The sequence below is a fragment of the Chloroflexus sp. MS-G genome, from assembly GCF_000735195.1.
Taxonomy (GTDB): domain Bacteria; phylum Chloroflexota; class Chloroflexia; order Chloroflexales; family Chloroflexaceae; genus Chloroflexus.
Window position 1 is genome coordinate 23,157 of the sequence record NZ_JPIM01000057.1, and the last position, 7,597, is coordinate 30,753.

A 7,597-nucleotide genomic window follows, 5' to 3' on the forward strand; every position below is an offset into this window, starting at 1 on the left:
ACCGCACGAGGCGGGCCAGCGGCTCGTGCACCTAGGCGGGTCTTCAGCATATTCGGTGTCCGTGCTACCGAGAACGCCCGGCTCCCTCACCTTACTGGTGGGAGATGTAGGGAATGCTTAAGGCATCGTTGAACACTCTGCTATCAAGAAAGTGCGCAAAAGTGCGCACACTTCTCTTCCTGCCCCGACGTGTCTTGATGACCACCGTCGTCTCTGACAGGCGTGACTTTCCCGACTACGGCGGGGGCCATCCCCGCCGCAGCGCCGCCATTACTGGTCGGACTCGCCACGGGTAGGGCAGTTTCGGTTGCCAGCCGTTTCAGGTTCCGCGCCGCATTGAGGTCACGGTCATGGTGCGCGCCACATTGCGCACACACCCATTCTCGATCGCTCAACGTCAGCGCCTCGTTCTTCCAGCCACAGATGGAGCACAGTCGGCTACTTGGATACCAGCGATCGGCAATAACCAACCGCGTTCCGTAGCGTTTCGCCTTGTATTCCAACTGCGAGCGGAACACACCAAAGCCCACGTCAGAGATGTCGCGGGCGAGTCTCTCGTTCGCGAGCATCCCTTTGACGTTTACATCCTCGATCACTAGCGCTTGGTTTTCGCGGCAGAGTCGAGTCGTGAGCTTATGAGTAACGTCCGCTCGGAGATTGGCAAGGCGGGCATAGAGCCTTGCCAATGTCGCAGCGGACTTCTGCCGGTTGTTCGAGACCGGCAGGCGCGTTCCTTTGGGCAGGCGGGCATGGCGTCCAAACCCCGCCATCTCTTTGGCGGCTTCCAGCTTGCGGCTGAGACGCCGACCGCGAATCTTAAGGCGACGCAGCGCCGCTTTGAGCGGCTTTGGCGCTTCGATGACTTCGCCGTTGGAGATCGTTGCGGCAGCCTTAACGCCCAAGTCGATGCCGTTGACATCGTGCGCCGTGCGACGCCGATAGCATTGCGCATCAGGCACTTCGACCTGTATGGCCACAAACCAACGATCCGCCGTGCGCGAGACCGTCGCGCCCAGTATCTTTCCTTTGAATCGCAGTTCCTCGGTCATGGCAACTTCGCCGATCTTGGGCAGACGGATCGTCTTGCCGTCCAGACGGAACTTGTCGTTCGCTACGTAAAAGCTGTCGCGGCAGCGCCCCTTTTTCTTGAAGCGCGGCGCGTGCGCCTCTTTGCCAGCCTTGAGGTCGGTGAAGAATCTTTCCCAGGCTTTGGCGAGATGGGCAAACGGCTGGGCGTGTGCGTCCCGGTGAATGTCTCGCAACCACGGCCGTCCCTTCTCATCGAGCCACTGTGGGTCGGTGTATTTGATGGCGTTGAACTGCTTTTTGAGCGCCATTGCGTTCGGCTTGCCGCCTGCTGCGTATTGTTTGTTCCACTCATTGAGCGCCCAGTTCCAGACGCGCCGGGCCGTGCCGCAGGCACGCTTGAAGTAGTCGATTTGCTCAGGAGTCGGACAAAGGGCGATCGTGTGGGTTAGTTGCATCGTTTGGCCTTCTTGGCATTACTCATGACTCGCATCCTGTTTTAGCGCTTCGTCCAACTTTTTTCGATAGTTTCTCAAACCGTATCGCCGAGACGAACAACCGTGCACGATGGTCATCACGTCTTGCCCCATTTCCGGTTCGGGAGACAGCCGTTCCTGGTTGAGCACCAGCACTGCGCAGCCATGGGTTTTGGCGTCACGTTCGAACCACGCAACGCCGAAACGGGTGAGGCGGTCCCGGGGCGCGAGGATCAGCATCGTGACGTCCCGTCGCCCGATCGCGTCCATACGGGCCAGCAACCGCTTGCGCGTGACGTTCAACCCACCGCCCACTTCCTCGATACCCTCGACCCCCGCCAATCCCGTCGCCACCACGACCTCTTCCAGCACGTTGCGCTGATTCGCCAGGTCCGGCTTCTGTGCCGCACGCGATACCCGACAGGAGGCGACCGGCGTGGGTGGCGCATGGTTCGCCTGCCGCAAACCGATGACCTCACGGATCTGCGTCTCAGGGGAGAGACGGCGGTTGCTGTCCGTTCGGGCCACCGGAATCAGCCTTCCTTCGCGTTCCCAACGCTGCAACGTCTTGACCGAGACACCAAGGAGTGTTGCGGCTTTCCCTGTGCGCATGGTGTTTTCCGTGAGCACCATCATACACTATCGCGTACTAGAAGTCAAGCTAGAGTCCGGCTCCTCTCCACGTACTCCTGCTCACCGGCAGAGAAACTCGTTAACTACGACCGATTCAACTTGCGTGATCGGTTTACCCATGGTATCATTTTCGCAATCCAGTAGACGTGAAGTCAATGTTGTGCGACGACGCCATAGTAGGGTAACGTGCCTGGTAGCAATGGGACCGCACGGTTAGACATCACCGGAGGGTCCGGTGTATTTGTGTAACCGTACAGATGATACAGGAGTAAACATGCGCAAACACATCATTTTGGTACTAGCAGGCATTCTCAGTTTCGTATTGGCGGCCTGTGGAGGGCAAGCTCAGCAGGCTCCAACGACTGCGCCGGCGCAACCGGCAACGACTGCGCCGGAACAACCAACTGCTGCACCGGCGCCAACCGCTGCCCCGGCAGCGACATCTGCCCCAGCAGGTGGTACGTCGGCCCAACCGGCAGCCGGCGGGGTGATTGAACGGATTCTCAGCCGTGGCCGACTGATCTGCGGTGTAAACAACAACCCCTTACCCGGTTTTGCCTCGGTCGACTCGGCTGGTGTCTATCGTGGGTTCGACATCGACTTCTGCCGTGCCGTCGCGGCAGCTCTATTCGATGATCCAACGAAAATCGACTTCCGGCCGCTGAGTGCCCAAGAGCGTTTTACGGCACTACAGAGTGGTGAAATTGATGTGCTGATCCGCAACAGTACCTGGACATTAGGACGTGACGGTGCACTTGGTCTGGATTGGGCACCAACCACCTTCTACGATGGTCAGGGCATGATGGTACGCAAGGATAGTGGTATCGAGACGCTTGAAGACATGAACGGGGCAACGATCTGTGTGCAGACGGGTACGACCACTGAGTTGAATCTGGCTGACCAGTTTCGTGCCCGCGGTCTGACCTTCACGCCGGTTGTTTTCCCCGATGGTGATTCGACGCGAGCCGCGTATGATGCCGGTCAGTGTGATGGTTTCACTACCGACAAGTCGGGTCTGATTTCCAGTCTGACGCTGCTGTCGAATCCGGGAGATCATAAGATTCTGGACGTAACAATGTCAAAGGAGCCGCTCGGCCCGGCTGTACGTCAAGGTGATCCACAGTGGTTCGATGCGGTGCGCTGGATCGTCTTTGCGACCTTCCAGGCCGAAGAATACGGGATTACTTCGCAGAACCTGGATCAGTTCCTGAACAGTGACGTGCCGGAGATCCGCCGCTTCCTTGGACTTGAAGGTGAACTGGGGGCTGGTATTGGGTTGCCGAACGATTTTGCAGTGCGGATTATCCGTCACGTCGGTAACTATGCCGAGATCTACAATCGTAATCTCGGCCCTGATACGCCGTTCAACCTGCCTCGTGGCTTGAACGCACTTTACACCGACGGCGGTTTGCTCTACTCACCACCTTTCCGCTAGACGGTAAACGACACACGGTGGAGGTAGAACACCTCCGCCGTGTGCATCTGGTAGGAGAGGTTAAGGCATATTTGTAATGAACTTTGTAAAAGTACTTTCCGAATAAAATAATGGCTTGATTTAAAGTTGGCGTGACAGTCTCGTTTCAAGGAGAACACCATGGCCGTCGGCTCGCCGTCGATCCCTCCGGGTAAGGTAAATATTCCTTTTTATCGTGACACGCGCATTATTGCAGTGATTGTCCAAATCGTTTTTGCTTTTTTGGTTGCTGTTGGAATCTGGTATCTCTACTCAAATATGATGAATGGTTTACGGCAGGCTAATTTGTTACCCACCTTTTCGTTTTTGTCAGTTCCTGCCGGTTTTCCAATTGCTGAAAGTGTTATTGAATACAATCCTTCAATGACATATGGACGGGCGTTTGTTGTTGGGATTTTGAATACAGTACGAGTTGCCGTTATTGGGATCATTCTGGCGACACTCCTTGGCTTAATACTGGGTATTGCCCGACTCTCAGATAACTGGCTGTTGCGAAATGTAGCTCTGGTGTATGTGGAAATTGTTCGTAACATTCCGTTGCTTTTGCAGTTGATCTTCTGGTTTTCGCTCACTCGTCTTTTTCCCCGTATTCAAGAGAGCATCGATGTTGGTGGTCTCATCTTTCTGCATAACCGTGGCGTGACAATGGCCTGGCCGCAGGTCGGTAACGATTTCGATACCTGGATGCTGTGGGTTTATGGCGGAATTGTGGTTGGCGGCATTTTTTACGTGGTGCGGCGGATTCAATTTATCCGTCGTGACCGGCCAGGGGTCGCGTTGCCGTATGCGTTCCTTATTGCGTTGGGGATTGCGTTGCTTGGCTTCCTGGTGACCTATTTGATGAATGGCGTCTGGCCGATAAGCCTATCTGTGCCGGTGTTACAACGATTTAATTTTGAGGGTGGAATAACGATCACGAATAGCTTTGCCGCTCTGTTGATTGGATTAGTGATCTATACGGCTGTTTTTATTGGTGAAATTGTACGAAGTGGAATCCTGGCAGTTAGTAAAGGTCAGCGTGAAGCTGCGCGGGCATTGGGTCTCACGCCTGGTCAAACGATGCGGCTTGTCATTCTGCCCCAGGCACTGCGCGTCATTGTTCCTCCGCTCACCAGTCAGTATCTCAACCTGACCAAGAATAGTAGTCTGGCGATTGCCATTGCCTATCCCGATCTCTTCTATGTCGCTAACACGATTAACAATCAGACCGGCCAGGCGATACCGGTGATCTTGATGTTGATGGCCAGCTATCTCTCAGTTAGTTTGCTGACGTCTCTCTTTATGAACTGGTATAACCGCCGGATCCAACTTGTCGAGCGTTAAGGAGATGCCTGTGGCAACTGAAGTGAGTCGTCCAAGTTCGCGCCGCGCACCACGTCAGCAAATTGGTTTGATCGAGTGGTTGCGCAAAAATCTCTTTTCGACCTGGTACAACGTTATTATTACCCTTGTTCTCCTTTACGTCATTTTCCAGGCAGTTACCAGTTTTGTTTCATGGATGATCACTGCACCAGGGTGGCCGGCGGCGTTTACGAACATCAAGCTGCTGCTGACCTGGACGTACCCGGTCGAGCATCTCTGGCGTCCACAGGCAGTAACGGGATTGGTCTTTCTACTCCTCGGTCTGAGTAGTGGGGTGTGGGGGGGAATCGTTCGGATGGTAACGTTTGGCGCGGCTGCAATCAGTGCTGGATTAGGTGTTGTTGCCTTTACATTCCCCGATCTACCTGGTCAGACTTCACTTCCCGGCTGGCTCTTTCTCTTCCTCTGTGCAGGATTGCTGATCGGCAGTGACCAACTGGCACTTCGGTTGCGCGATCGCATACGCTGGCCGCTGATTATTGCCTGGCTGCTTTCTTACCCGGCTGCAATCGTGATACTGCGGGGCGGCTTTGGTTTGCCAGTCGTGGAGACGAAGCTCTGGGGCGGTCTCATGCTGACGCTGCTGCTGGCAATCAGTGGAATTGTGCTCTCATTCCCACTAGGAGTGCTCCTGGCTCTGGGGCGCCGCAGTACGCTACCGGTTATTCGCATGTTCTGTGTGCTCTACATTGAGCTGATCCGTGGTGTGCCGCTGGTGACCGTACTCTTCATGGGTGCACTCTTGCTCCCCCTTTTCCTCCCCGGTGGTGAGAGTATTGATGCGCTGGTACGTGCAATTGTCGCAATAACCTTGTTTAGTGCCGCCTACCTGGCCGAAAATGTGCGGGGTGGGTTACAGTCGATTCCCAAAGGACAGATAGAAGCCGCCCGTGCGTTGGGTCTGAATGTCTTTCAGACGACCTTATTGATTACGCTCCCACAGGCGTTGCGAGCAGTCGTGCCGGTGCTGGTCGGTCAATTTATTGCGCTCTTCAAAGATACATCGCTCGTCGTGATTATCGGTCTGGTCGATCTGCTGGGTGCTGCGCAGAATATCGTTGGTCAACCCCAATGGCTCGGTACGCCCGGTGGAGTCTGGCGCGAGACGTTTTTGGTCATTGCTGCTATTTACTGGGTTTTCAGCTTTACAATGTCGCGGATCAGCAAACGGATCGAAGATCAGATTGCACGGAGTCGTCACTAGCTTTACTTCATTTCTGCATAAATACCGTTATAGTGTGGCAAGTAAGTTCTACCTGATTCGTGAAAGGATCATTATATGAGTGGGAATGGCAGTAATGATTATATTATTATCTGTGAAAATGTTAATAAATGGTACGGTGATTTTCACGCGCTCAAAGATGTCAGCTTGCGCGTGAAGCGAGGTGAGGTTGTGGTGATCTGTGGGCCATCGGGAAGTGGTAAGAGTACGTTTATTCGTACCATTAATCGGCTTGAGGAACATCAGGAAGGTCGTATTATTGTCGATGGCATTGAAATGACTAACGATATTCGCAACATCGATGCTATTCGACGCGAAGTGGGGATGGTGTTCCAGCAGTTTAATCTTTTTCCACATCTGACGGTGATGCAAAATATAACGTTGGCGCCGATTTGGGTACGTAAAAAGACGCGCAAGGAGAGTGAAGCGAAGGCGCTCGAATTACTCGAACGGGTAGGCATTAAAGAGCAGGCGCATAAATATCCCGGCCAGCTTTCCGGTGGTCAGCAACAACGAGTCGCGATTGCTCGCGCATTGGCAATGGAGCCGCGAATTATGCTGTTCGATGAGCCGACATCGGCACTCGATCCCGAAATGGTTAAGGAAGTCCTTGACGTGATGAAAACGCTGGCGCGAAGTGGAATGACAATGCTGTGTGTTACTCACGAGATGGGGTTTGCTCGTGAAGTTGCCGACCGGATTGTGTTTATGGATCAGGGCCAGATTGTCGAAGAGGGCACTCCTGATCAGTTCTTTAGTAATCCACGTAATGAGCGCACCAGACTGTTCCTGAGCCAGATACTGTGAGCGCCTGATCAGGCGCATTCTGGGCGTCAGTTGCTATCGTGGCGGGGCGATGTATATGTCGCCCCGTCAATATTGTCGGGTGTGGGATAGGGTCTGGCAGCGTTTTCAACCAATCTGGCAGCAGGTGAGGAAAGCGAAATGGAGCGTTTCCGAACCTATACCTATCCCGATGAGAAGATCGCGGCGAGGAACGTGAAATGGGCTGAGCAGTATACGCAGAAGCGGCAGTTTCCGGTTCCAACTGTAATTAGCGACCAGGTGCTATAGTTGTGCACCGATTACACTCGTTCTCGTGTGTAGCGGCGGATTCCACCCCTTTTCTCTGGCTTGTGGTTAAATGGTGAGGAAGTAGGGGGAGAGAGTCTGTTCCTCTCACTCCTCTGCCCTATCTTCTCGCTTCTTTTTCCCCGCAAAGTTTGCGCATGCACCAGTCGATGCTTCCCCCATTATGTGACGCGGGCCAGCAGCGCGTGCACTTAGGTGCCGCCGATGCGCCAAACATATGGGATGGGGGCCGGCAGCATGTGCATACCGAGATGGCTCTCCTGTGGCAATGCTGATCACGTGCACGTCCTGTCACAGAATGCGGGCCAGAGG

At 54.4% G+C, this 7,597-nt stretch carries 6 protein-coding genes; 4 read left to right on the forward strand and 2 right to left on the reverse strand.

What is annotated here, in order from left to right:
• Positions 1-143: 143 nt before the first annotated feature.
• Positions 144-1,484, reverse strand: coding sequence for an RNA-guided endonuclease InsQ/TnpB family protein (locus tag JE47_RS0111660; protein ID WP_031459929.1), 1,341 nt, complete (start codon positions 1,482-1,484; stop codon positions 144-146).
• Positions 1,485-1,502: 18 nt separating this feature from the next.
• Complete coding sequence (locus JE47_RS0111665; RefSeq protein ID WP_442856919.1) at positions 1,503-2,132, reverse strand: IS607 family transposase; 630 nt, start codon at positions 2,130-2,132, stop codon at positions 1,503-1,505.
• A 277-nt stretch (positions 2,133-2,409) separates the two neighbouring features.
• Here JE47_RS0111665 and JE47_RS0111670 point away from each other — a divergent pair, with 277 nt between their 5' ends.
• The 4 genes from JE47_RS0111670 to JE47_RS0111685 all read left to right on the forward strand — a co-directional run bounded on the left by JE47_RS0111670 (position 2,410) and on the right by JE47_RS0111685 (position 7,000).
• Entirely contained in the window at positions 2,410-3,570 is a 1,161-nt protein-coding gene (locus JE47_RS0111670; RefSeq protein WP_031459931.1) for an amino acid ABC transporter substrate-binding protein, read from the forward strand.
• 159 nt (positions 3,571-3,729) lie between these two features.
• A complete protein-coding gene (locus JE47_RS0111675) occupies positions 3,730-4,932 on the forward strand; it encodes an amino acid ABC transporter permease (protein WP_031459932.1) in 1,203 nt (400 codons plus the stop codon).
• A gap of 4 nt (positions 4,933-4,936) precedes the next feature.
• Positions 4,937-6,175 carry an amino acid ABC transporter permease gene (locus tag JE47_RS0111680; RefSeq protein WP_236631220.1) on the forward strand — a complete coding sequence of 413 codons (1,239 nt, stop codon included), beginning with the start codon at positions 4,937-4,939 and terminating at the stop codon, positions 6,173-6,175.
• Between the two features lie 75 nt (positions 6,176-6,250).
• Positions 6,251-7,000: an amino acid ABC transporter ATP-binding protein gene (locus JE47_RS0111685; protein WP_031459934.1), complete on the forward strand. Its 750-nt coding sequence runs from the start codon at positions 6,251-6,253 to the stop codon at positions 6,998-7,000.
• Positions 7,001-7,597 lie beyond the last annotated feature (597 nt).

Coding starts and splice junctions, on each gene's coding strand:
- JE47_RS0111660 (WP_031459929.1), bottom strand. CDS start 1,484: ATGCAACTAACCCACACGATCGCCCTTTGTCCGACTCCTGAGCAAATC.
- JE47_RS0111675 (WP_031459932.1), top strand. CDS start 3,730: ATGGCCGTCGGCTCGCCGTCGATCCCTCCGGGTAAGGTAAATATTCCT.
- JE47_RS0111670 (WP_031459931.1), top strand. CDS start 2,410: ATGCGCAAACACATCATTTTGGTACTAGCAGGCATTCTCAGTTTCGTA.
- JE47_RS0111680 (WP_236631220.1), top strand. CDS start 4,937: ATGCCTGTGGCAACTGAAGTGAGTCGTCCAAGTTCGCGCCGCGCACCA.
- JE47_RS0111685 (WP_031459934.1), top strand. CDS start 6,251: ATGAGTGGGAATGGCAGTAATGATTATATTATTATCTGTGAAAATGTT.